This window comes from Agrobacterium sp. 16-2014-1-2a (assembly GCF_053522705.1).
On sequence record NZ_JBNWBX010000007.1, the window covers coordinates 58,413 to 80,320 of the forward strand.

Below are 21,908 nucleotides of genomic sequence, written 5' to 3' on the forward strand. Positions count from 1 at the left end.
GCCACTAAGGCCCGCCTTTCAGGAGTTTTGGGCAATCACAGAACCTGGCCAAGAAATTCGCGTGTGCGCGGATCTTTTGGATGGTCGAACAGCTCGACGGGTGGGGCACTTTCAACAATCAACCCCCGGTCGGTGAAGCAGACGCGGTGTGAAACCTCACGCGCGAATTTCATTTCGTGGGTGACGAGGACACAGGTCAGCCCTTCCTCAACAAGCTCGCGGATCGTAAGAAGAACCTCCTTGACCGTTTCCGGGTCCAGGGCGGCAGTCACCTCATCGAAAAGAATGACTTCCGGCTGCATGGCAAGCGCGCGGGCAATAGCCACGCGTTGCTGCTGGCCGCCGGAAAGCTGGCCAGGATAGCTGTCGGCCTTTTCCGACAGGCGCACCTTGGCGAGAAGCTTCCGGGCGCGATCCGCGACCTCTGCCTTGTCATGGCCGAGCACTTGGATCGGCGCCATCATGATGTTTTCCAGGGCGGTGCGATGCGGAAAGAGATTGTACTGCTGGAACACCATTGCCACCTGGTGGCGCAATGGCCGCATTGCCTTCTCGGTGCGCATCTCGTGCACCTTGTGATTTCCCACCCGGATAAAACCCTCATTGACCGGAATCAGGCCGTTGATGCAGCGCAAAATGGTCGACTTTCCGGAACCGGACGGTCCGATGATGCAGACAGCCTCCCCCTTGCCGACGCTGAGGGAAATTCCTTTCAGGACCTCGAACGTGCCGAAAGATTTTCGGATGCCATCGATCTCGATCAGGGCGTTGGAGCGGTTCATAGATTGTCTCCTTTAACCGCATGCTCCAGGCGCCGCGCGAAGATCGCGATCGGGTAGCAATAGGCAAAAAACAGGAAGAGGATGGTCAGATAAAAATAGACGAGCGCCCGTTCGCTCTCCATCGCCAGTGAGGTGTTGAGGATGGTCAAAACGTCCTGAATACCCGTGACCGTGGCAAGCGCCGTTGCAATCATCAGCAGGGCATAGAGGTTCATCCAGCCAGGTATCATCCGGCGCAAGGCCTGGGGAAGGATGACGTAACGATAGATCTGCAGCTGGGTGTAACCGAGCGAACGGGACGCCTCCCATTGACCGCTATGGATCGACTGCACCGCCCCGCGAATGACTTCGGAGAAGTTTGCCGCCGTCGGTAACGCCAGCCCGATGACCGCCTTTACGAAAGGCGGGAAAGGAACGACGAAGCCGAAGATCTTCATCTCGAAAGGCAGAATGTAAAGCATCGCGAAAAGCAGGACGAGCCAGGGCGAGTTTCGCAGGAAATTCATGATGAAAAATGCCGGCAGGCGAATGAAGGGCGATTTTGCGAGCGTCGCAAGACCCATCACGGTGCCAAGGGTAGTCGCCACCGCCATGGAGGCAATCGACAGCAGGATGTTGAGGATGAAGCCGCCACTTATCGGCCAGCCGGAGCCGGAGCCTGTCAGGAGCAGTGGCAGGCGCACGGCGACGCGGTTCCAGTGTTGCGCGCCGCCGGCGAGTGCATCGATCGCAATCCAGATTGCCACCGCAAGCGCGATGAAAAGCAGGACGGCACGTTTCTTGTTTTCGTAAGTCATGGTGGAGACCATGGTCAGTGTCCCTTTCCATAACCGGGGAAAGCCATCCAGGCTTCGAGCCTGGACATTGCAAATGTCAGGATGGATACGAGCCCCACATAGATGACGAGCACGAGGATCATGACCTCGAGTGTGCGAAACGTGTCGTTGTAGATCTGGCCGGCGTAATACATCAGTTCCGGCACCGTAATGACCGAAGCCTGAGAGGTTGTTTTGAACAGGTTGGTGAGAATGTTGGTAATCGCCGGCAGGCTGATGCGCACAGCAATCGGCGCCTCAACTTTCCAGAAACGCGACCACCGGCTGTATCCGAGCGACCGGGCCGCTTCTATGATCGACCGCGGCATGGTTTCGATGCCGGACCTGAAAGCCTCGATGGCCAGCGCTCCGCCGAACAGGCTGAGCGAAATCGAGGCGCAGGCGAATGCACTCAGAAGCGGCATCTGCAGACCGGTGGAGGGATCGGTAACTTTCAGCCCCAGCGTCGACAGCGTGAAATAGGCAAAAAGCATCTGCAGCAGTGGCGGCGTGTTGCGGAACACCTCCACGAACAGCTCGATGATGGCATCCAGCCAGAAAATCCGCAAAGTCAGCGCAAGCGCACCGAGAAGGCCGATGATGATCGCGGCACTGGATGACAATGCCGCAAGCTTGAGTGTGTTGAGGACCCCGGTGAGCAGCCATTGCTGATAGGCTGGATCCGTAAGCCAGGAATAATCAAGACCGAACAATAGCTGCTCCAGACCCTATCAGTTCAGTTTTGCTTTGGCAGCCTTGGCGCGCTCGGCAATGTAATCGGCGTGGGGAATATTGAACTCGGTTTCCCAGGCGATCATCTTGCCTTCGGCTTCCGCCTTGGTGATGGCCTTGTCCACGGCCTCCTGGAACGCCTTGTCGCCTTCGCGGATACCACCTGCCATCGGCAGATACTCATAGGTGGGGACGGCGACCTTGTAGCCTTTCCAGTCCGCTTCCTGAACCTTGAGGTCAAGGGTCATCTGGTCGAAGACAAAACCCACGCAACGATTGTCGCGCAAAGCGCGCATGGCCTCCGGTTGGGTCTTGAAGGCAACAAGCTGGATTCCGAATTCCTCGGTCATCTTCTTGTTATAATAGGATCCCTGAATGCCGCAGACCGGCTTACCCTTCAGTTCCTCCCATTTGCTGGTGGTCGCTTCTTTGGCCATCATGACGGCCGGGCCTGGCGACGATACGTAAGCGGTGGTGAAATCGATGACCTTGTCGCGCTCCGGCGTGACGCCAAGCGTCGCGAAAATCGCATCGATACGACCAGCGGTCAGGAACTCGATACGATTGGCGGCAACGACCGGTACAAATTCGATCTTGTCTGAAGACCCCAGAAGTTCCTTGGCGACGTATTTCGCCAGTTCGACTTCGAAGCCGATGATCTCACCCTTGTCGTTGAGATACCCATAAGGTGGATAATCGTTCTTGACGCCGACGATCAGCTTGTCGCGGGCCTTGACGTCATCAAGCGTACCGGCGAGCGCGGCACTGGCCGCCAGCATGCCCAAGGCCGCCAGGGCGGTAGTTGCGAGAATGTTTGCTGCTTTTTTCTTCATTTTGTTCCCCTGTTTGTTCAAGCGGGTCTGGCGTTCTCGAAACCCGCAGGTCGTCTTCAAAATCAAGCTGCCTACAAAATATTCACTTATTTAATCTGCTCAATTTTGGTCATTGAATACGCAGTTTTCTCATTATACAAGTTATTGAGATTTTATTTTCATAATGTGAGACAGTATGGCCAAATCCACCCAATCCTCCTCTGGTGGCGCGCAGCTTCTGGATCGAGCGGTAGCTCTTCTCGATCTTGTTGCAGACGGCGGCGTACAAGGCGTCACGCTCAAGGAACTGACGAACAGATCCGGACTCAACACGGCTACTTGCCACCGCATCCTCAACACGCTGGTCGGCCACAAGCTCCTCGCCCGTGACGACAGGAAGCGCTGTTACCGGCTGGGCGCGCGTATGGCGATTTACGGTGCGCGCGCCGCACGTGGACCTGGCATCATCAGCCGCTGCGAAATGGCGTTGACCCGCATTCGGCGCCGAACCGGCGATACCATCCACCTGATGGCCCGGCTTAACCACGATTCCGTTTGCCTCGACAGACGCGACGGAGAATGCGTGGTGCCGACACTGACCGGCTCGATCGGTGGTTCGGTCCCGCTTGGCGTCGGTCCGGGCTCAATTGCCATGCTCGCCTTCCTCGAAGAGGACGAACAGGAATTCATCATCCGCGCCAATATCGAGCGCTATGCCGCCTACCGCGATCTCACCGCCGACAAAGTGCGCCGACTGATCGCTGAAACACGCGAACGCGGTTATGCAATCGACGTCGGCGAGCTTATCCCCGGGATTGCCGGCGTTTCCGTGCCGATTTTTTCGGATGGTACAACGCCAAACGCTTCCCTTGGCTTCACACTTTTAAGTGCCAAGCTGGAGCCCGGCACACTAGAGCAATATGCGATGCTGCTAAAGGACGAAATCTCGGCGATCGTCGATCAATAGCTGTCATCGAGCAGGCAGTTGACCCAGAATTCCGAAACACTCGCGCGGTTCGGCAAACTGACGACATGCAGGATGGAGCTGGCAATATCTTCAGGTTGGGTCAGGGTGTCCGACGGCGTCGCGCCTGCCAGAGGCAGCCCCATATCAGTCGCAACGAAACCCGGACATATGGCGGTCGCCCTCACACCCTTGTCGAAACCGGCATGACGGATTGCATGCGACAGGCCAAGGGCTGCGAATTTCGAGACCGAGTAGGCGCCAGACACTGCCGATTTGACCCTTTTCCCCGATAGCGAGGCGACAATCGCCACGCGACCTGCTCCGGACGCGATTAGCGGATCCCAGCAGGCCTGCACAAGGCGCCGCGGGCCATTGACGTTGACGTCCATCAATGAGGCGAACTCCTCGTCAGTCGCTTCCACCACGGTCTTGCGCACCATGACGCCGGCGTTGGCAACAACAGCATCGATGCGCCCGAACCGTGCCAGAACGGCAGCCGCCCAGTCGACAGGCGATTGCGGGGCGAGCGCGTCATAGGCCTGCACGTGGACTAACGCTGGATCTGCCCATTCAGGCAGTAGCGGCGTGCGCATTCCAAGCGAGACCTTCCAGCCGGCCTCCATAAAGGCCCTGCCGGTGGCGGCACCGATACCGCGATTGCCTCCGGAAATGAGGACGGTTTTCCTGTCGGTCATATAGGTTTTCCTTTCTCAGGCATGGGGGAGAAGGGTGGCGCCTTCTTTGCTGGTTGCACGGTTTTCCTGCATGCGAAAATAACGAAGGCGCAGACCGGGCGCGAAGGACATCAGCAACGGCGCCCTGTGCAGCGGTTCGATTTTCAGGGAGAGATCCTTGTCCGGCACGCCCAGCGCCCATTCTGACAAGACACCGCCAAGCATGGAGCCGGTTGGCACGCCGCGGCCAGAAAGTCCCGTACAGGCAACGATGCCGGGCGCCAGATCATAAAGCCTCGGGACAGTGCGCATCTGCATGTCCAGTTCGCCGAACCAGAAATATTCCCAACGGATTTCCTCGCTGATCTGCGGATGAAGGAATTTCAGCCGGTCTGTGAGAACCTGCCGGGTATAGTCAGGGTCGGCGCCACGCTGGCCCATGGGGAACATGGAGGCAACAATGCGACCTTCACGGTTGTATTTGTAGACATAGATATCGCCGCGCCCATCATGCATGGTCGTATTGTGGGGCAGGACTTTTGCGCGCGTTTCCGGATCGAGCGGCTGGGTGGCCGCGAGAAACACTTTCTTGATGCGGAAGCTTTTATCGAGGTTTTTCCAGCCACCGACGGTGTAGGCGCCGGTCGCGAAGATCACCTTTTCAGCCAGCACAGTGCCCCGGGGCGTTCGCACGGACCATTTCCCGGCCTCTGGCTGGACATCCTCGACCGGGGACGCGGTAAACACCTGCCCGCCCTCTGCGATAACGGCGCGCGCAAGGCCACGTGCGTATGAAAGCGGGTTCAAATGACCGCCCTCCTCGTGATACCAGGCGCCATAAAAACGAGGGCTGCCTGTCAACGCTTCGACCTCGTCCCTTCCAATAACCCGGCAGCGCGCGCCAGCGCCGGCATATGCATCAGACTTCATCTGCAGCGTGGACATGGCGCCGGGACGCAATGCGCCCATAACATAACCATTTTGGACCCATTCGCAGTCGATTCCGTAGGTCGAGATCATCTCGACGACGCGATCATTGGCCCGCGTCTGGCGGTGAATAAGGCGCTCCGCCCAGGGCTCGCCCAGAATTTTCCCGAGCGACGGCAGGCTGTAATAGCTGAAGGTCGGGGTGCAGTGGCCGGCATTGCGTCCCGAACCGCCAAAACCTGCCTCTTGCGCTTCGACCAAAGCAACCTTGACGCCCCTGCGCGCCAGCTCCAGCGCCGTCGTCAGTCCGGTATATCCCGCGCCCACGACACAGACGTCCACATCGACACGGCCTTCAAGCCTCGCGGTTTTCGGCGCGGGCGCTGCGGTTGCAAACCACAAGGTTTGGTCAAAAGGTGAAAATTTTCCCAAATTCGTTCTCCTCAAGGCACACGGAAGTAATCCGGGAACGGCACAGTTCCGGGAAAAGATGTCTCGACATGGATTACAGATGAGCACTGCTGATTTTCTATGCGTGCCAGATTTTACAGCAAATCGTCAATCGCGATCTCACATTACGACCGCCACGGCGATGTTTTTTCATATAGTGATTTTTTGCCGTGAGACGAGCGGCAAGCATAAATCGCCAGATTGCCGAGACAACACCGGCCACTGCCGGACACATTGAGGTCGGAACCGATTATTTAACCGCCAACTCGAGACTGCCCAGGGCTTGACTCGCGGAAAATCAAAAGATATGTCACTTTCCATTCTAATATATCAGTTAGGCATTTGATATGTCTGTTACCCTTGAATTCCCATCGTTACCGCTATCCGAACTCGTCACCCCGCAAGACCTGCCGGCTGACGGAAACATGACCAACAGGATCCATGCCTTACTTCGCAAACTGATTGTCGAGGTGAAGCTGCTCCCAGGGCGGGCGCTGTCGGAAAAGGAGATCGCGACACTGCTGCATGTCAGCAAAACGCCCGTCCGCGAGGCGATCATTCGCCTTTCCGAAGAAGGTTTCGTGACTGTCGTGCCGCAAGGTGGCACCTACATCTCGCCGATCGACGTTCAGCGGTACATGGAGGCCTGTTTCATCCGATTCAAGCTGGAAGAAGGCGCTGTGATCGAAGCAACCAAGCGGCATTCGCTGGAAGACATCGCACGGCTGAAAACCTGTCTGTCGCAGCAGCGCACTGCTGCCGCGGATGAGGAATTCACCAACTTTTTCCTGCTCGACGAGGAATTCCACCGCACGATCTTTTCGGCAGCTCGCCTTCCTGGAGCCTGGAGCGTGGTAAATCAGGCGAAAGGCGAAATGGACCGAATGCGGCACCTGAAGCGCGTTTTTGCAGTCCGTCGCACCGAGAAGGTTATCGAAGAGCACGAAGCAATCGTGAACTCAATCGAATCCGGCGATGTCGAAGCCGCAAGAGAGGCCGTACAGCGCCACCTCGGATCACTCGAAACCAAAATCGCAGAACTCTCCAAGAACCCGAAGATCTGGACCTTCATCGAGCAGGTCAACACGCGCGTCACGAGGAAGCGCGCTTCACGGGGGCAGAAGACGCCTGACTGAACATTCAAGGCTTTTGAGGAGGGGCCTTTCATGTCCGCAGTTCAAATCAACGACGTCGTCAAGCGCTATGGTGCCCTTGAAGTCGTCCACGGTATCAATCTTTCCATACAGCCGCAGGAATTCGTTGTCCTCGTAGGTCCTTCGGGATGCGGAAAGTCCACCACGCTGCGCATGCTCGCCGGGCTGGAAGACATTTCGGACGGCACCGTTTCAATGGACGGCCGAGTGGTCAACAAGATCGCGCCCAAAGACCGCGATGTCGCGATGGTTTTTCAGAACTACGCGCTTTATCCGCATCTGAGCGTGGCCGATAACATCGCTTTTGGCCTGCGAGTCAGGGGCGAAAAGCGAGCGGTTATCGACAAGGCGGTGGCAGAAGCTGCACAGATCCTCGGGCTCACCGAATATCTGGGCCGCAAGCCGGCGGATCTTTCCGGTGGCCAGCGCCAACGCGTCGCCATGGGTCGTGCCATCGTGCGCAGGCCGAAAATCTTCCTGTTCGACGAACCTCTCTCGAACCTCGACGCAAAGCTGCGCACCCACATGCGGGCCGAGATTAAACTGCTGCACAAGCGGATGAACGCCACCAGCATCTACGTGACGCACGATCAGGTCGAGGCAATGACACTTGCGGACCGCATCGTCATCATGAATGGCGGCCATATCGAGCAGGTCGGTTCGCCGATGGAGGTTTTCCTCGAACCGGCCAACACGTTCGTCGCAAGTTTTATCGGCTCACCGCCCATGAACCTTCTGGACGGGACGATTGAAAAGCAGGATGGCACCGTAAAGGTCAAAATCACGGGTAGTGCCGGACAACGCTTCAGCGTCCCGGAAGCATTTGCGAAAAATGCGACGGAAGGGCAGCAGGTCAAACTCGGCCTGCGACCCGAAATCATGTCGGTAGAGACCGAAGACAGTCGTGAAAACCTCAATTGCAGCATCGACCTCGTGGAGCCCTTGGGCGCGGAGGCTCTGCTCCACGGCAGGGCTGATGGCCAGCCATTTATCGCCAAGGCGGAAACACTTTACGGCGATCATACTCTCAACGGCGTCACCCGACTTGGCATCGATATCACACGCATCCATGTCTTCGATGCGGCAACCGGAAGGTCGCTGAAAACCCCAAGCGGGGCGCGACCATGAAAAAGGGTTTTCAGGAACGCCTTCACGATCTCCAGGAAGATGTTCGCCGCGACTGGCAGCTCTACCTACTTCTCGCTCCGATGATTATCTGGTTCGCCGTCTTTCTCTATAAGCCCATGTACGGGCTGGTCATCGCGTTTCAGGACTTCTCGATTTTTCGCGGCATTGCAAAGAGCCCATGGGTCGGTTTTGAAAACTTCGCGGAGCTCTTTCACAATGACATGTTCATCCGCGCCTTCTGGAACACCCTAAAGATCAGCGCTCTCGGCCTGATCTTCGCGTTTCCGGTACCGATCATCCTGGCCTTGATGTTCAACGAGGTTCAAAACAGAGTTGCCCGAAGCTGGGCCCAGACGATCGTTTACCTACCGCATTTCATTTCGGTGGTGATCGTGGCCGGCATCGTCATCAACTTCCTGTCGCCGTCGATAGGCATCGTCAATCTTCTGCTGAAAGGCCTTGGATTCGAGCCGATATACTTCCTGACCCAGCCGGAATGGTTTCGTCCGATTTATATCGGCTCGTCGGTCTGGAAGGAAGCGGGCTTCGAATCCATCGTCTATCTCGCCGCCATCGCTGGCGTGAGCCCGACGCTTTATGAATCTGCCCGTGTGGACGGGGCATCGCGCTGGCAAATGATGTGGCGGATCACCCTGCCCTGCATCCTGCCGACAATCGTGATCATGCTGATCATCCGCATCGGCAATCTGGTCGAGGTCGGGTTCGAATATATCATTCTGCTCTATCGGCCATCCACCTATGAGACGGCAGATGTCGTTTCCACCTTCATTTACCGCACCGGCTTGCAGGGTACCCAATACGATCTCGCGACGGCCGCCGGACTGTTCAATGCGGTTATCGCTTTCGTCCTCGTCTATTCGGCAAATCGCATCAGCCGAAAAGTCTCGTCGACATCGCTTTGGTGAGGAGCTGAAAGATGGCAAACTTCAATCTTTATTCCCGCGGCGACAGGATTTTTGGCTGGGCAAATGCCATTCTTCTGGGTCTGTTCGTTCTGTCGACGCTTTATCCCTTCATCTATGTGCTTTCGGTCTCGCTATCTTCGGGGGCCGCCGTCACGGCTGGCCGTGTCACGCTATGGCCGGTTGATGTGACCCTTGCCGCTTACGACAGGGTATTGTCCGACAGGATGTTCTGGGTCGCCTATGGCAACACGTTCATCTACACCTTCGGCGGCACGCTGATGAGCCTGCTGATCATGATCCCCGGAGCCTACGCCCTTTCGCGCAAACGCCTGCGCGGCCGCACTTTCTTCAACATCGCCATCGCTTTTACGCTGTGGTTCAACGCCGGCATGATCCCTTTCTTTCTGAACATGCGTGATCTTGGACTTCTCGACAGCCGCTTCGGCATCATCCTCGGATTTGCGGCAAACGCCTTCAACGTCATTCTGCTGCGCAACTTCTTCGAAGCGGTGCCAAAGTCCTTCGAAGAAGCCGCCAAAATGGACGGTGCAAGCGAGTTGCAGCTGCTGTGGAAGGTGTTCATTCCGCTTTCCAAGCCCGCAATCGTCACCGTTGCGCTGTTCTGCATCGTTTCGCGGTGGAACGGTTACTTCTGGGCGATGGTCTTGCTGCGCGGCGAGGAGAAGATCCCGCTTCAGGTCTATCTGAAGCGCGTGATCGTCGATCTTAACTCGAATGACGAATTCGCATCGAGCCTGCTCACCGCCCACTATTCGTTCGAGACGGTAACATCCGCGATCATGATCGCTTCCATCATTCCCGTCCTCATCATTTACCCCTACGCGCAGAAGTATTTCACCAAAGGAATTCTGCTGGGCGGAGTCAAAGAGTAGCAGCACAAGGGAGGAGAACCTGTGAGAGCACTACGAAAAGGCACGCCCCTACTGGCGTTGATGACAGCCGCAACCCTGGCCTTGCCGGCATCGGCGCAGGATTCAGGGAAAATTTCCAAGGATCCGCTGGAGCTTACGATCCACTTCCACTTCCGGGACAAATACGTCTACTCGGAAAAATGGCCGGTGGAGCAAAAGGCCGCCGAGATCACCAACATTCATGTCCGCAACGTGGCGTCGCTGGCGACCACCAGCAGCCGCGATGCATTCAACCTTCTGATCGCCTCGGGCAACCTTCCCGACATCGTCGGCGGCGACGCCACGGGCGGGCTGAAGGAAGACTTCATTCGCTACGGGTTGGAGGGCGCATTCATTCCACTCGATGACCTGATCGAGGAAAACGCCCCCAACCTCAAGGCATTCTTCGACAGCCACAAGGAAATCCGCAACGCCATCTCCGGACCGGACGGCAAGCTCTATTTCATCCCTTACGTCCCTGATGGCAAGTTCTCGCGCGGTTGGTTCATCCGCCAGGATTGGCTCGACAAGCTTGGGCTGAAGCAGCCGGAAACACCGGAAGAGGTCTACGAAGTTCTGAAAGCCTTCCGTGACAAGGACCCGAACGGCAACGGTCTCAAGGATGAAGTTCCCTACTTTGCCCGTGAGGAAATCGATGCGGTCCGCCTTATCAATCTGTGGGATGCGCGCGTGTCCGGATCCGAGCGTTATGGCGACTTTGCCGTTTATGACGGACAAATTCGTCATCCCTGGGCGGAGGAAAACTACAAGACCGGGATTTCCAACGTGGCCAAATGGTACAAGGAAGGCCTGATCGACAAGGAGATTTTCACCCGCGGTGCTCGCTCGCGTGAATATCTGCTGGGCAACAATCTCGGCGGCATGACGCATGACTGGTTCGCCAGTACCTCGACCTACAACGACGCCCTGTCGCCAAAGATCAACGGTTTCGCGCTAAAGCCGATGCTGCCGCCAAAGACGGTCTCGGGCCAACGGTTTGAGGATTCCCGTCGGCTGCGTGTCCAGCCCGTCGGCTGGGCTATTTCGGCGACCAACGAACACCCGGTCGAAACAATCAAGTATTTCGATTTCTGGTTCTCTCAACAGGGGCGCATCCTGTCGAATTTCGGCGTCGAAGGCCTGACCTACGAGATGGTCGATGGCAAGCCGCAATTCAAGAAGGAAATCCTCGACAACAAGGACCCGGTGAATGCCCAGTTGTGGGCGGTCGGTGCGGCGATCCCGCGCGGATACTGGATGGACTACGAATATGAGCGCCAGTGGACAAACAAGATCGCGCTTGAAGGCATCGATATGTACGACAAGTGCAACTGCCTCAAGGATGAGTTCATGGGCGTTTCCCTGAACGCAGAGGAAAAGGCGACATTCGACCGCTACTGGCCAAGCATCCTCACCTACATGACCGAGATGCAGCAGACCTGGATACTGGGTGCCCAGGACGTCGATGCCGGCTGGGATGCCTACAAGAAGCGCCTCACGGCACTCGGTTACGACGAGGTCATCAAGATGATGCAATCGGCCTATGACCGCCAGTACAAGGCCGCGCAATAAACCTTCGACCGTGATGGCGGCTTTGTCGCCGCCATCCTTTCCTTCCTGTTTTCATAGGAGTTAGAGCGCAATGTGTCCCTCTGCCCCGGCAATCTCCCGACAGACACTTCTCGATGAACCCCGGCCGGGTTCATTGACCATTGGCTACGAGCCGAGCGAAGAAGTACCGCCGACGGAGAACCCTCCGCGCTTTTCATGGCTGCCCGACATCGACGACGGTGCGCGCTACGTATTGCGGATTTCGTCCGATCCCGGTTTTGCAGACAAAAAGACGCTCGTCTTTGAAGATCTCGCGTGGAATTTCTTCACGCCGGACGAAGCCCTTCCGGAAGGCCGCTATCACTGGTGTTATGCGTTGTGGGGCCCGACGTCCGCGACGCCGGATTCCAACTGGAGTACCGTGCGCAGCTTCGAGATCGACGCTTCGCTGCCGAAAACGCCGCTACCAAGCAGGCAGGCCCGTCATGCAGCCGCGCATGCCAGCCATCCACGGCTCTGGCTCAATCCGGAACAGTTGCGCTGCTTCTCGGAGGCGGTGGCAAAGGACCCCAATCATTGCAGCTGGTCCGAGTTCTACGAGAAATCGGTAAAACCCTGGCTTGAGCGGCCGGTCATGCCGGAACCTCAGCCTTATCCCAACAATATGCGCGTCGCAGGACTCTGGCGACAGATGTATATCGACTGCCAGGAAGTGATCTATGCGATCCGGCACCTGGCCATTGCCGGTCGGGTGCTCGGACGCGACGATCTACTCGATGCGTCGCGCAAGTGGCTGCTGGCCGTCGCTGGCTGGGATCCGAAAGGCGCGACCTCCCGGGCCTATAATGACGAGGCGGGGTTCCGTATCGTCGTGGCACTCGCCTGGGGCTATGACTGGCTATACGACTATCTGAGCGAAGACGAGCGCGAGACCGTACGCTCGGTTCTTCTTGAACGGACGCGGGAGGTCGCCGACCATGTCATTGCGCATGCCCGCATCCACGTGTTTCCCTATGACAGCCATGCCGTACGTTCGCTTTCGGCAGTACTGACGCCGGCCTGTATCGCGCTTCAGGACGAAAGCGACGAGGCGGGCGAATGGCTCGATTATACCGTTGAATTCCTTGCCACCCTCTATTCTCCCTGGGCTGGAACTGACGGTGGCTGGGCGGAAGGGCCGCATTACTGGATGACCGGTATGGCCTACCTCATCGAGGCCGCCAATCTGATCCGCTCCTATATCGGCTACGACCTCTATCAACGGCCATTTTTCCAGAACACCGGGCGTTTCCCGCTTTATACCAAGGCGCCGGGAACCCGCCGCGCCAATTTTGGCGACGACTCCACGCTTGGCGATCTTCCCGGCCTGAAACTGGGTTACAATGTTCGGCAATTTGCCGGCGTTACCGGCAACGGCCATTACCAATGGTATTTCGATCACATCAAGGCCGATGCGACGGGCACAGAAATGGCCTTCTACAATTACGGCTGGTGGGACCTGAACTTCGACGATCTCGTCTATCGTCACGACTATCAGCAGGTGGAAGCAGTCTCGCCTGCAGACTTGCCGGCACTCGCTGTTTTCGATGATATCGGTTGGGCGACCATCCAGCAACATATGGAAGACCCGGAACGGCATCTGCAATTCGTCTTCAAATCAAGTCCCTACGGTTCGCTAAGCCACAGCCATGGCGACCAGAATGCCTTTGTCCTCTATGCCTACGGCGAGGATCTGGCGATCCAGTCCGGCTATTACGTGGCGTTCAACTCGCAGATGCATCTGAACTGGCGCCGTCAGACACGGTCGAAGAACGCCGTCCTGATCGGCGGCAAGGGACAATATGCGGAAAAGGACAAGGCGCTCGCGCGCCGCGCCGCCGGCCGTATCGTATCGGTTGAGGAAAATCCCGGACATGTCCGGATCATCGGAGATGCGACGTCTGCCTATCAGGTCGCGAACCCGCTTGTTATGAAAGCGCAGCGCGAAATGCACTTCGTCAACGACAGCTATTTCGTGATTGTCGATGAGGTGGAGTGCTCCGAGCCCCAGGAACTGCAATGGCTTTGCCATACCACAGGGGCACCGCAGACCGGCAAGTCGAGCTTTCGCTACAATGGCCAAAAGGCGGGCTTTTACGGCCAGTTTGTCTTCTCGTCAGCCGGCACACCGCAGATCGCGGCCGTCGAAGGTTTTCCCGATATTGATCCCAAGGAGTTCGAGGGTCTCGATATCCACCATCACGTCTGCGCCACGGTTCCGGCAGCAACTCGGCATCGGCTGGTCACCCTTCTGGTGCCTTACAGTTTAAAGGAGCCAAAGCGCATCTTCAGCTTCATAGACGATCAGGGTTTTTCGACCGACATCTATTTTAGCGACGTCGATGACGAGCGTTTCAAGCTCTCCCTTCCCAAGCAATTCTAACCATACGAGGTTCTTCAAATGCAGCGTTTTACCAACATGACCGTTGTTGTAGCCGGCGCCGGCCGGGATATCGGCCGGGCATGCGCCATTCGTTTTGCGCAGGAAGGCGCCAATGTCGTCCTCACCTACAATGGAGCCGCTGAAGGTGCGGCCACGGCTGTTGCCGAAATCGAAAAGCTTGGCCGTTCGGCTCTGGCGATCAAGGCAGACCTGACAAACGCAAGCGAAGTAGAGGCTGCCATTTCTGCTGCCGCAGACAAATTCGGCGAGATCCATGGCCTTGTCCATGTTGCGGGTGGGCTTATCGCCCGCAAGACAATCGCTGACATGGACGAAGCCTTCTGGCATCAGGTCCTCGACGTCAACCTGACGTCGCTGTTCCTGACAGCCAAGGCCGCACTGCCCAAAATGGCAAAGGGCGGCGCGATAGTCACCTTCTCGTCGCAGGCGGGCCGTGACGGCGGCGGGCCGGGGGCGCTCGCCTATGCCACTTCCAAGGGTGCAGTGATGACCTTTACCCGAGGACTTGCCAAGGAAGTTGGCCCGAATATTCGCGTCAACGCCGTCTGCCCCGGCATGATCTCCACCACCTTCCACGACACCTTCACCAAACCCGAAGTGCGTGAAAAGGTGGCAGGCGCCACATCGCTGAAGCGCGAAGGCTCAAGCGAAGACGTTGCCGGTCTGGTGGCGTTTCTTGCGTCCGACGATGCTGCTTATATCACCGGCGCCTGCTACGACATCAATGGCGGCGTCCTGTTCTCCTGATATCCGGTAAAAACCATGTCCGTATCGTTACCAAGGGCGAGCCGGATTGCCGTTCTCGGCACTTCGCTCGTCCAGCAGAACCATATTGGCGACGCGTCCTCGCTTGCCACATCGGCCCGCGGCTGGATGAGCTGGGCCGAGGTATTGTCGCATGGCAGACTTTGCTGCCCTGTCCACCATGATCCATCAGCACCAACAGGCTGGGAACCGAGCAATCGACCGGGTGTCAGCCGGTTCTTTTCCGGCCTCAATTTCGGAGTTTCCGGCCAGAAGGCAATCGAGATCGAACGGCGGCTACCGCGACTGCTGAAATCGGATTTCGATCTGGTCATCGTCGATGCCGGCACCAACGACATGATGGTGGAGACACGCCAGACGATTGCCGATACACGGGCGCGGATCGTTTCGGCTCTGCTCGACGCAGGCAAAACCGTCATCCTGCTCCCGATCCTCGCCCGTGGCACCGGGAAATGGCCGGCTGGCGGTGCAGAGCGGGCAAAAGCGCACTGGATCAACCGGCAGAGCATCGAATTTGCCGCAGATAATGCCAATTGCCATGTCTTCGACTGGAACTCGGCATGGGTCGATCCCGAAAGTGAATTCGGCGAGCCTCATCCCGGCTATGCCGACGACGGCACCCATTTTGCGGTGACAGGCGCTTTTGCCGTAGGAAAGCTGCTTGCCACCTATCTGGAGGCGATCATGCCGCGCGCGCCGGCCCGTATCCTGGCGACAGACGATCGTTTTGACCCGGTGAACAATCCAGCAGGCAATCTGGCAGCTGATTTTTCAGCCCTGACAGTCACGGAAACAGGTGAACAAAGCCACCGTCTCGGCGGGCGGGTTGTCCATCCGGGCACAGGCTTATGGGTGGAGGTAATATGCGATGTTGATGTGCCGGCGCATAGCGACGTACTCGGAATATCGCTGCGTCTGAAAGATGCTGCAGCCGAAGGACAGGAGGCGGTAGCACTTGCGCCTTTCCGTGCCGAAGACGGCACATTTTTTCCTTTCCCTGCCACCCAATGGACAGGGGCGCTCAGAACTCCTCCCCTGAAACTCAGGCCTGGTGAAGCCCCTCCCGAAGTTTTTCTCGATGTGATCCTGCGGCCCGGTTCTCAACCGATCGAAATCGACGTCAACCGCATCGAGGTTCGACCTGTTTCAAGTCCGGTACGCCAATGAGACCATCTCAAGACAAACCACGGCTGTTGATCGCCATGAGGAACGAGCTTCCCGAAGGTTTCTTTGGTTCGCGCGAATGGGCACGCATGAATGCCGTAACCGACATCATACCGGGTTTCCCCTACACGGATTTCGACACGGAAGCGGGTGCAGAAGCGTTGGCCGAGGCGGACATTCTCCTCGCCGCCTGGGGCACGCCATCCCTGACACGCGAGCGCCTCGCCCGTGCGCCAAAGCTCAGGATGGTCGCTTATGCCGCGTCCTCGGTGCGCGCTGTTGCCCCCGCCGAATTCTGGGGAACATCCGATATTCTTATAACCACGGCCGCATCGGCCATGGCCGTGCCGGTTGCCGAGTTTACCTATGCGGCAATCATCATGTGCGGCAAGGATGTGTTTCGTCTGAGAGACGAGCATCGGGTAGAGCGCGGCACCGGCGGCTTTGGCAGCAGACGTGGCATGAGCTTGCCCTATCTCGGCAATCATTCCCGCAAAGTCGGCATCGTCGGCGCGTCACGGATTGGTCGGCTTGTCATGGAGATGCTGACGCGCGGAAAATTCGAGATCGCCGCCTACGACCCTTTTCTTTCGGTGGAAGACGCGGCCGCACTTGGTGCTACGAAAATGGAGCTCGACGAGCTTCTCGCCTGGTCCGATGTGGTCTCCCTGCACGCGCCGATCCTGCCTGAAACCCGCCACATGATTGGTGCCCGCGAACTGGCGCTGCTGGCGGATCATGCGATCTTCATCAACACCGCACGGGGCTGGCTGGTCGACCACGACGCATTGCTGGCCGAGGCACTTTCCGGGCGGCTGCGTATCCTAATCGATACACCGGAGCCGGAACCCTTGCCGACGGATAGCCCATTCTACGATTTGCCCAATGTCGTGCTCACCCCCCACATTGCCGGGGCGCTGGGAAATGAATTGCGGGCGCTTTCCGATCTCGCCATTACCGAGATCGAACGTTTCGTCGCGGGGCAAGCCGCGCTTCACCCGGTCCATAAACAGGATATGGAGCGTATGGCATGAGCGCTTTCGATTATTGTTTTTCAACGCTCGGCTGCTCCGAACTTAGCCTGCACGAAGCGGCCGATCTGGCACAGAGGCATGGCATCGTGCATGTGGAGTTGCGCACGCTCTCCGGTACGGTCGACCTCATCCCGGCACTCACTGCCGAATTTGCTACTCCTTCCAGATTTGCAGCCTTTCTGGCCGGAAGTGATCTCGAGGTTGCCGCCCTAAACACATCCATTCGGCTGTTCGGCAGCACCGATCTTTCCGCCATCGAGCCCTTTATAGACTGGGCGGAAGCAGCAAACATTTCCTATCTGCGCATCTTCGACGGTGGCAAACAGTTGGGACAGGATGAGATGACACATGCAGCGGGCCTGTTGGACAACTGGCAGTCGCTGCGACTATCACGCGGTCTGAATGTCGACCTCATGATCGAAACACACGACGCGCTGGCGGACTTCGAGCAGCTTCTCGCCTTCATCGCGTGCGTGCCAGCATCGAAGCTCTTGTGGGACACTCACCACACCTGGGCAAAAGGCAGCGATCTCAAAATCCTTTGGCAACACATCGCACAAAATGTCGTCCATCTGCACGTCAAGGACAGCACCACGGACAGCGATGGCCGACGACGCTACGTATTGCCCGGCCATGGCGATTTCCCCATGGCGGAACTGCTTTCGCTTTTACAGTCGGATGAACGACATATCCCTCTCAGTCTGGAATGGGAACGCCACTGGCATCCCGAACTGTCCCCGCTGGACGATGCGCTAAAGGCTGCGCGCGGCTGGTGGCGACAAGGAGCTTTTTAATGCGCATAGCCGAAATTCACCTCACACCGGTCGCCATTCCCGACAGACCGCTACTGAACTGTAAAGGCGTGCATCAGCCGCATGCGTTACGCACCGTCATCGAGGTCATATGTGACGACGGCACGGTCGGCCTTGGTGAAAGTTACGGAAGTATCAAGGCGCTGGATGGGTTGCGACGGGCGGCCCCTGCCCTTATCGGGCTCGACCCGTTTCATCTTCACGAGCTGAAATCTCGCGTCATCACCGCATTGCCCGGCAGTGGCGGCATCAATGCCAAATCGGCGGTGGCCGATCACAAGTTGACGGACGTGGTTGCCTCAGCCTTTGAAGTCCCCTGCCTCGACATTCAGGGCAAGCTTCTCGGGCGGCCGGTCTCGGATCTGCTTGGTGGCGCCATTCGTACCAGCGTTCCGTTTAGCGCCTACCTGTTCTTCAAATTCGCAGCCCATATAGGTGAAGCCCCGGATGAATGGGGAGAGGTTCTTACGCCTGATCAGATGGTTGGCGAAGCCCGCAGGATGGTCGACACATACGGTTTCCAGTCGCTGAAGCTCAAGGGTGGCGTGCTGCATCCGGATCTCGAGATCGAGACCATGCTGAAGCTTCGGGAAGCTTTTCCCAATCATCCGCTGCGGATCGACCCCAATGGCGGCTGGACTGTGGACACAGCCATCTACATCGCACGCAAGCTTGAGAATATCCTTGAATATCTCGAGGATCCGGTCATCGGTATGGACCAGATGGCACAAGTCGCAGCCGCTACGTCGATCCCGCTCGCCACGAACATGATCGTCCTCGAATTCGACCAGATCGCCGCGGCCTTCCGCAAAAATGCGGTGCAGATTGTGCTGTCCGATCACCATTATTGGGGTGGACTGCGCGCCTCGACCCATCTCGGAAAGATTTGCGAGACGTTGGGTCTTGGCGTCTCCATGCATTCCAACTCGCATCTCGGCATCACTCTGGCGGCAATGGTCCATGCTGCCGCCGCAACGCCGAACCTGAGCTTCGATTGCGACACGCATTACCCATGGACCGGTGTCGACGTGATCGAGGGCACGCCGTTCACGTTCCGTGGCGGTCGCCTCGATGTTCCCAATGGCCCGGGACTTGGCGTGACGCTCGATCGGCAAAAACTCACCGAACTTGCGGCACTTTACGAACAGACCTCGATGAAAGAACGCGATGATACAGCCTATATGAAGCTCTTCGACCCAGCCTATGAAAGACGTGTGCCACGCTGGTGACGAGATACACCCTCGTCAACCTCGAGGCACACCTGTCCTCCTTACCCAGACCGTGACAGTCTTCGCGCTAATCGCTTTCGCAGGGGCGGCAAATCAGCTCGCTCGGCGTTCTAGAGCCCGTGCACGATACCGCCCCCGCATAGCGGACAACTTGCCGCTACACATTTATAACCGCGTCTATCTCAATTCACATGCGGATCTCTGTCGCGCGAAAGACGAGACGCGGCGATGACACCATCTTCCGGTGCAAGCAGATCGTGTCTTTCGGCAAAGGCTACAAACAAACCGCGGGCGGTCTCCGCTTCAATCTCGCCGCGCAACGCGGCAGCGCATGCCTTAAGAGCAATGGAATGTGCGCTATCTCGGTTTGTTGCGGGCCACTCGGAAAGATGTCGGTAGGCCTCCAGCACGTTTCGAACCTCCGCTGGAAAGCCGAGACCGACAAGAATGAAAACAGGCTGTCTGAACATATCGGGTTTCATTGCTTTCTCCTTCCCATCCCGGATATTGGTGGGCGCCATCGCGACGGCGCCCCTGTTCATCCAACAATGTAAATCAAGCCGCCTTCTGTGCTTCGATCTGCCCCGGGGCAACTGTCGGCACCAGAACCGCATCGGTCTGGATGTCGATTTTCCTGGGCTTCAGGGCCTCCGGGATTTCGCGGACGAGATCGATCGAAAGGAGACCGTTTTTCAGTTCGGCGCCGCTCACTCTAACATGATCGGCGAGTTCGAACCGATGCTCGAACGGACGGGCCGCAATGCCGCGGTGCAGGTAGCCCTCCGTGGGTGTCTCCTGTCTCTTGCCTGTCACGGTCAGGAGATTGGACTGGAAAGTGACGTCGATCTCGTCCCGTGTAAAGCCAGCCACCGCAATAGAAATCTGATAGCTGTCTTCACTCGTCCTGATAATATCATAGGGCGGCCAGTCACTGATCGAGCGGGTGCGCTGGGCGTTTTCGAGAAGATTGAAGACCCGGTCGAATCCGATGCTCGATCGGTACAACGGTGCATAGTCGTAAGATGTTGCCATAACCATATCCTCCTTGAAGCAACATGGGTACCAAAGCGCCAAAAGCGGCGCTTCCAGCACGGCCAGTCCTGTCATCAGCGACTGGCGGCTGACGATTTGGTTTTTCGTGTTGTCAAAATCAAGAGGAGAACCGAACGAATTTGGCTTTCGCGCCCGTATTAAATGTGGCTCGTGTAAGACACGACCAAACTCATCAAGCTACGCCAATATTTCTATGGGTCGTGAGCGGATAGGACCGCGGCGCTGTTGCCGACATGCCCATGCGCTACCCAACTTCGGATGGAGATGACTGATGTGGTCATCGAGGTAACTTGGGCCGTCACTTCGCCGTTGCCTCGCTCACGGTCAAATCGGCGCGGTAACGGCGCGTCAGCCGCCCATTCAGGACCAGGTAGGCGCCGAGACCGATCACCAGACCCCAGAATGCGCCGCCGATCCCAAGCAGCGTAATATTAGCGGCGGACGCCAGGAAGGTGATGAGCGCCGCTTCACGCGATGTCGGATCGGCCATTGCTCCGGCGAGGCTGCCGCCAATGGTGCCGAGCAGCGCCAGACCGGCGAGCGTCGTGATGAATGTCGCCGGAAAGGCCATGAAGACGGCGGCAAGCGTGACGCCGAACACCCCGACCAGCACGTAGAAGCTGCCCGCCGCGATACCCGCAATCCAGCGTTTGCGTGGGTCTTCATGCGCTTCCCTGCCGGTGGCAATTGCCGCCGTGATGGCCGCTATGTTGAAGGCATGGGAGCCGAACGGCGCCATGAGGAGGGAGCAGAGGCCCGTCACGGTGACAATAGGATTAGCACTCGTCTTGAAGCCGTCATTCCGCAACACCAGCATTCCCGGCATGTATTGGCCGGTTAGCGTAATAAGGAACAGGGGCAAGGCGACGGACAGAAGCGCATTCAGCGAAAAGGCCGGCATAGTGAAGACGGGCGCAGCGAACTCCAGTTTCAATCCTGAAAGATCGACCCGGTCCTGCGTCAGCAGGAAGACCATCCCAAGAGCGAGGAGGCCGACCACGGCATAGCGGGCGGAGAAGCGCTTCAACACGACATAGGCAACTATCAGCAGTCCAACCAAAAGCGGATCAACGCTTGCACCGCCAAATGCACCGATACCGAATTGCAGCAAAATGCCTGCAAGCAGGCCAGAGGCGATGCCCGGCGGAATCAGCCGGATCACCTTCTCGAAATAGCCCGATAGCCCGAGCCCGACGAAGGCGGCGGCCGAGATCATGTAAGCGCCCACCGCCTCCGCATAGGGCGTTGTTGCCAATGCGGTGACAAGAAACGCCGCCGCTGGCGTGGACCAAGCGGTGATTATCGGTTCGCGAAATCTCCAGCTAAGGAATAGTCCCGTCAGCCCGACGCCTATTGAAACCGACCATACCCAGGATGCCACCAATTCCGCGCTAAGGTCCGCAACCTTTGCGGCCTGAAAGACAAGAATGAAGGTGCCGCCATAGTTGACGATAACGGAGATCAACCCTGCCACGATGGGATGGGTTAGATCGTTGAGACGGATAGCTGATGAACTGGAGAGCATGGTCGTAACGAAACTCCTGAAGGGTTTGGGACCGCGAAGGCAATGAATTGCCTT

The 21,908-nt window shown here is 57.6% G+C and carries 21 protein-coding genes; 12 read left to right on the forward strand and 9 right to left on the reverse strand.

Annotated elements, in window-relative coordinates:
• Positions 1-35: 35 nt before the first annotated feature.
• Genes ACQZ45_RS19575 through ACQZ45_RS19590 form a run of 4 tightly spaced genes read right to left on the reverse strand, consistent with a single transcriptional unit; the run spans position 36 to position 3,162 of the window.
• Positions 36-782 carry an amino acid ABC transporter ATP-binding protein gene (locus ACQZ45_RS19575; RefSeq protein ID WP_065688949.1) on the reverse strand — a complete coding sequence of 249 codons (747 nt, stop codon included), beginning with the start codon at positions 780-782 and terminating at the stop codon, positions 36-38.
• Positions 779-1,591: an amino acid ABC transporter permease gene (locus ACQZ45_RS19580; RefSeq protein WP_065688948.1), complete on the reverse strand. Its 813-nt coding sequence runs from the start codon at positions 1,589-1,591 to the stop codon at positions 779-781. The genes ACQZ45_RS19575 and ACQZ45_RS19580 overlap by 4 nt, the downstream gene beginning before the upstream one ends.
• Before the next feature lie 2 nt (positions 1,592-1,593).
• The gene (locus tag ACQZ45_RS19585) at positions 1,594-2,310 is read right to left on the reverse strand and encodes an amino acid ABC transporter permease (protein WP_003517557.1); all 717 of its coding nucleotides are present in this window, start codon (positions 2,308-2,310) and stop codon (positions 1,594-1,596) included.
• An 18-nt stretch (positions 2,311-2,328) separates the two neighbouring features.
• Positions 2,329-3,162, reverse strand: a complete 834-nt coding sequence (locus ACQZ45_RS19590) for a transporter substrate-binding domain-containing protein (protein WP_013761261.1) — start codon at positions 3,160-3,162, stop codon at positions 2,329-2,331.
• A gap of 175 nt (positions 3,163-3,337) precedes the next feature.
• On the opposite strand from ACQZ45_RS19590, the gene ACQZ45_RS19595 reads away from it, so the two are divergent.
• Positions 3,338-4,108, forward strand: coding sequence for an IclR family transcriptional regulator (locus ACQZ45_RS19595; protein WP_019566338.1), 771 nt, complete (start codon positions 3,338-3,340; stop codon positions 4,106-4,108).
• Here the strand turns inward: ACQZ45_RS19595 and ACQZ45_RS19600 are convergent.
• Positions 4,102-4,803 (reverse strand): SDR family NAD(P)-dependent oxidoreductase, encoded by a 702-nt coding sequence (locus tag ACQZ45_RS19600; protein ID WP_019566339.1) that lies wholly within the window; start codon positions 4,801-4,803, stop codon positions 4,102-4,104. The genes ACQZ45_RS19595 and ACQZ45_RS19600 overlap by 7 nt on opposite strands.
• 15 nt (positions 4,804-4,818) lie before the next feature.
• The gene (locus ACQZ45_RS19605) at positions 4,819-6,141 is read right to left on the reverse strand and encodes an NAD(P)/FAD-dependent oxidoreductase (protein WP_111782656.1); all 1,323 of its coding nucleotides are present in this window, start codon (positions 6,139-6,141) and stop codon (positions 4,819-4,821) included.
• A 365-nt stretch (positions 6,142-6,506) separates the two neighbouring features.
• Here ACQZ45_RS19605 and ACQZ45_RS19610 point away from each other — a divergent pair, with 365 nt between their 5' ends.
• The 11 genes from ACQZ45_RS19610 (at position 6,507) to ACQZ45_RS19660 (ending at position 19,276) form a co-directional block, all read left to right on the forward strand.
• Positions 6,507-7,295: a GntR family transcriptional regulator gene (locus ACQZ45_RS19610; RefSeq protein WP_003517566.1), complete on the forward strand. Its 789-nt coding sequence runs from the start codon at positions 6,507-6,509 to the stop codon at positions 7,293-7,295.
• A 30-nt stretch (positions 7,296-7,325) separates the two neighbouring features.
• Positions 7,326-8,441, forward strand: coding sequence for an ABC transporter ATP-binding protein (locus ACQZ45_RS19615; protein ID WP_025596073.1), 1,116 nt, complete (start codon positions 7,326-7,328; stop codon positions 8,439-8,441).
• Positions 8,438-9,367, forward strand: a complete 930-nt coding sequence (locus tag ACQZ45_RS19620; RefSeq protein WP_025596072.1) for an ABC transporter permease — start codon at positions 8,438-8,440, stop codon at positions 9,365-9,367. The genes ACQZ45_RS19615 and ACQZ45_RS19620 overlap by 4 nt, the downstream gene beginning before the upstream one ends.
• A gap of 11 nt (positions 9,368-9,378) precedes the next feature.
• Positions 9,379-10,260, forward strand: coding sequence for a carbohydrate ABC transporter permease (locus ACQZ45_RS19625; RefSeq protein WP_003517572.1), 882 nt, complete (start codon positions 9,379-9,381; stop codon positions 10,258-10,260).
• 60 nt (positions 10,261-10,320) lie between these two features.
• On the forward strand, positions 10,321-11,850 hold the full coding sequence (locus tag ACQZ45_RS19630; RefSeq protein ID WP_448742517.1) for an extracellular solute-binding protein: 1,530 nt from the start codon (positions 10,321-10,323) through the stop codon (positions 11,848-11,850).
• 70 nt (positions 11,851-11,920) lie between these two features.
• On the forward strand, positions 11,921-14,251 hold the full coding sequence (locus tag ACQZ45_RS19635) for an alginate lyase (protein WP_065688945.1): 2,331 nt from the start codon (positions 11,921-11,923) through the stop codon (positions 14,249-14,251).
• Positions 14,252-14,269: 18 nt separating this feature from the next.
• Positions 14,270-15,019, forward strand: coding sequence for an SDR family NAD(P)-dependent oxidoreductase (locus ACQZ45_RS19640; RefSeq protein WP_035199236.1), 750 nt, complete (start codon positions 14,270-14,272; stop codon positions 15,017-15,019).
• Positions 15,020-15,034: 15 nt separating this feature from the next.
• The gene (locus tag ACQZ45_RS19645) at positions 15,035-16,204 is read left to right on the forward strand and encodes an SGNH/GDSL hydrolase family protein (protein ID WP_448742500.1); all 1,170 of its coding nucleotides are present in this window, start codon (positions 15,035-15,037) and stop codon (positions 16,202-16,204) included.
• Entirely contained in the window at positions 16,201-17,235 is a 1,035-nt protein-coding gene (locus ACQZ45_RS19650) for a hydroxyacid dehydrogenase (protein ID WP_065688943.1), read from the forward strand. Before ACQZ45_RS19645 ends, ACQZ45_RS19650 begins: the two co-directional genes overlap by 4 nt.
• Entirely contained in the window at positions 17,232-18,029 is a 798-nt protein-coding gene (locus ACQZ45_RS19655; protein ID WP_065688942.1) for a sugar phosphate isomerase/epimerase family protein, read from the forward strand. Before ACQZ45_RS19650 ends, ACQZ45_RS19655 begins: the two co-directional genes overlap by 4 nt.
• A complete protein-coding gene (locus tag ACQZ45_RS19660; protein WP_035199244.1) occupies positions 18,029-19,276 on the forward strand; it encodes a glucarate dehydratase family protein in 1,248 nt (415 codons plus the stop codon). Before ACQZ45_RS19655 ends, ACQZ45_RS19660 begins: the two co-directional genes overlap by 1 nt.
• 182 nt (positions 19,277-19,458) lie before the next feature.
• On the opposite strand, the gene ACQZ45_RS19665 is transcribed toward ACQZ45_RS19660, so the two are convergent.
• From ACQZ45_RS19665 to ACQZ45_RS19675, 3 genes are all read right to left on the reverse strand, one after another.
• Complete coding sequence (locus ACQZ45_RS19665) at positions 19,459-19,758, reverse strand: DUF982 domain-containing protein (protein ID WP_035199246.1); 300 nt, start codon at positions 19,756-19,758, stop codon at positions 19,459-19,461.
• A 73-nt stretch (positions 19,759-19,831) separates the two neighbouring features.
• The gene (locus tag ACQZ45_RS19670) at positions 19,832-20,308 is read right to left on the reverse strand and encodes an Hsp20 family protein (protein ID WP_035200529.1); all 477 of its coding nucleotides are present in this window, start codon (positions 20,306-20,308) and stop codon (positions 19,832-19,834) included.
• Between the two features lie 319 nt (positions 20,309-20,627).
• Positions 20,628-21,854 (reverse strand): benzoate/H(+) symporter BenE family transporter, encoded by a 1,227-nt coding sequence (locus ACQZ45_RS19675; protein WP_035199248.1) that lies wholly within the window; start codon positions 21,852-21,854, stop codon positions 20,628-20,630.
• Between the last annotated feature and the right edge of the window lie 54 nt (positions 21,855-21,908).

Bases quoted from the DNA above. Each gene is read 5' to 3' on its own strand.
- ACQZ45_RS19575 (WP_065688949.1), bottom strand. From the start codon at position 782: ATGAACCGCTCCAACGCCCTGATCGAGATCGATGGCATCCGAAAATCT.
- ACQZ45_RS19670 (WP_035200529.1), bottom strand. From the start codon at position 20,308: ATGGCAACATCTTACGACTATGCACCGTTGTACCGATCGAGCATCGGA.
- ACQZ45_RS19590 (WP_013761261.1), bottom strand. From the start codon at position 3,162: ATGAAGAAAAAAGCAGCAAACATTCTCGCAACTACCGCCCTGGCGGCC.
- ACQZ45_RS19665 (WP_035199246.1), bottom strand. From the start codon at position 19,758: ATGAAACCCGATATGTTCAGACAGCCTGTTTTCATTCTTGTCGGTCTC.
- ACQZ45_RS19675 (WP_035199248.1), bottom strand. From the start codon at position 21,854: ATGCTCTCCAGTTCATCAGCTATCCGTCTCAACGATCTAACCCATCCC.
- ACQZ45_RS19620 (WP_025596072.1), top strand. From the start codon at position 8,438: ATGAAAAAGGGTTTTCAGGAACGCCTTCACGATCTCCAGGAAGATGTT.
- ACQZ45_RS19580 (WP_065688948.1), bottom strand. From the start codon at position 1,591: ATGGTCTCCACCATGACTTACGAAAACAAGAAACGTGCCGTCCTGCTT.
- ACQZ45_RS19635 (WP_065688945.1), top strand. From the start codon at position 11,921: ATGTGTCCCTCTGCCCCGGCAATCTCCCGACAGACACTTCTCGATGAA.
- ACQZ45_RS19625 (WP_003517572.1), top strand. From the start codon at position 9,379: ATGGCAAACTTCAATCTTTATTCCCGCGGCGACAGGATTTTTGGCTGG.
- ACQZ45_RS19655 (WP_065688942.1), top strand. From the start codon at position 17,232: ATGAGCGCTTTCGATTATTGTTTTTCAACGCTCGGCTGCTCCGAACTT.
- ACQZ45_RS19660 (WP_035199244.1), top strand. From the start codon at position 18,029: ATGCGCATAGCCGAAATTCACCTCACACCGGTCGCCATTCCCGACAGA.
- ACQZ45_RS19600 (WP_019566339.1), bottom strand. From the start codon at position 4,803: ATGACCGACAGGAAAACCGTCCTCATTTCCGGAGGCAATCGCGGTATC.
- ACQZ45_RS19645 (WP_448742500.1), top strand. From the start codon at position 15,035: ATGTCCGTATCGTTACCAAGGGCGAGCCGGATTGCCGTTCTCGGCACT.
- ACQZ45_RS19650 (WP_065688943.1), top strand. From the start codon at position 16,201: ATGAGACCATCTCAAGACAAACCACGGCTGTTGATCGCCATGAGGAAC.
- ACQZ45_RS19640 (WP_035199236.1), top strand. From the start codon at position 14,270: ATGCAGCGTTTTACCAACATGACCGTTGTTGTAGCCGGCGCCGGCCGG.
- ACQZ45_RS19595 (WP_019566338.1), top strand. From the start codon at position 3,338: ATGGCCAAATCCACCCAATCCTCCTCTGGTGGCGCGCAGCTTCTGGAT.
- ACQZ45_RS19615 (WP_025596073.1), top strand. From the start codon at position 7,326: ATGTCCGCAGTTCAAATCAACGACGTCGTCAAGCGCTATGGTGCCCTT.
- ACQZ45_RS19610 (WP_003517566.1), top strand. From the start codon at position 6,507: ATGTCTGTTACCCTTGAATTCCCATCGTTACCGCTATCCGAACTCGTC.
- ACQZ45_RS19630 (WP_448742517.1), top strand. From the start codon at position 10,321: ATGACAGCCGCAACCCTGGCCTTGCCGGCATCGGCGCAGGATTCAGGG.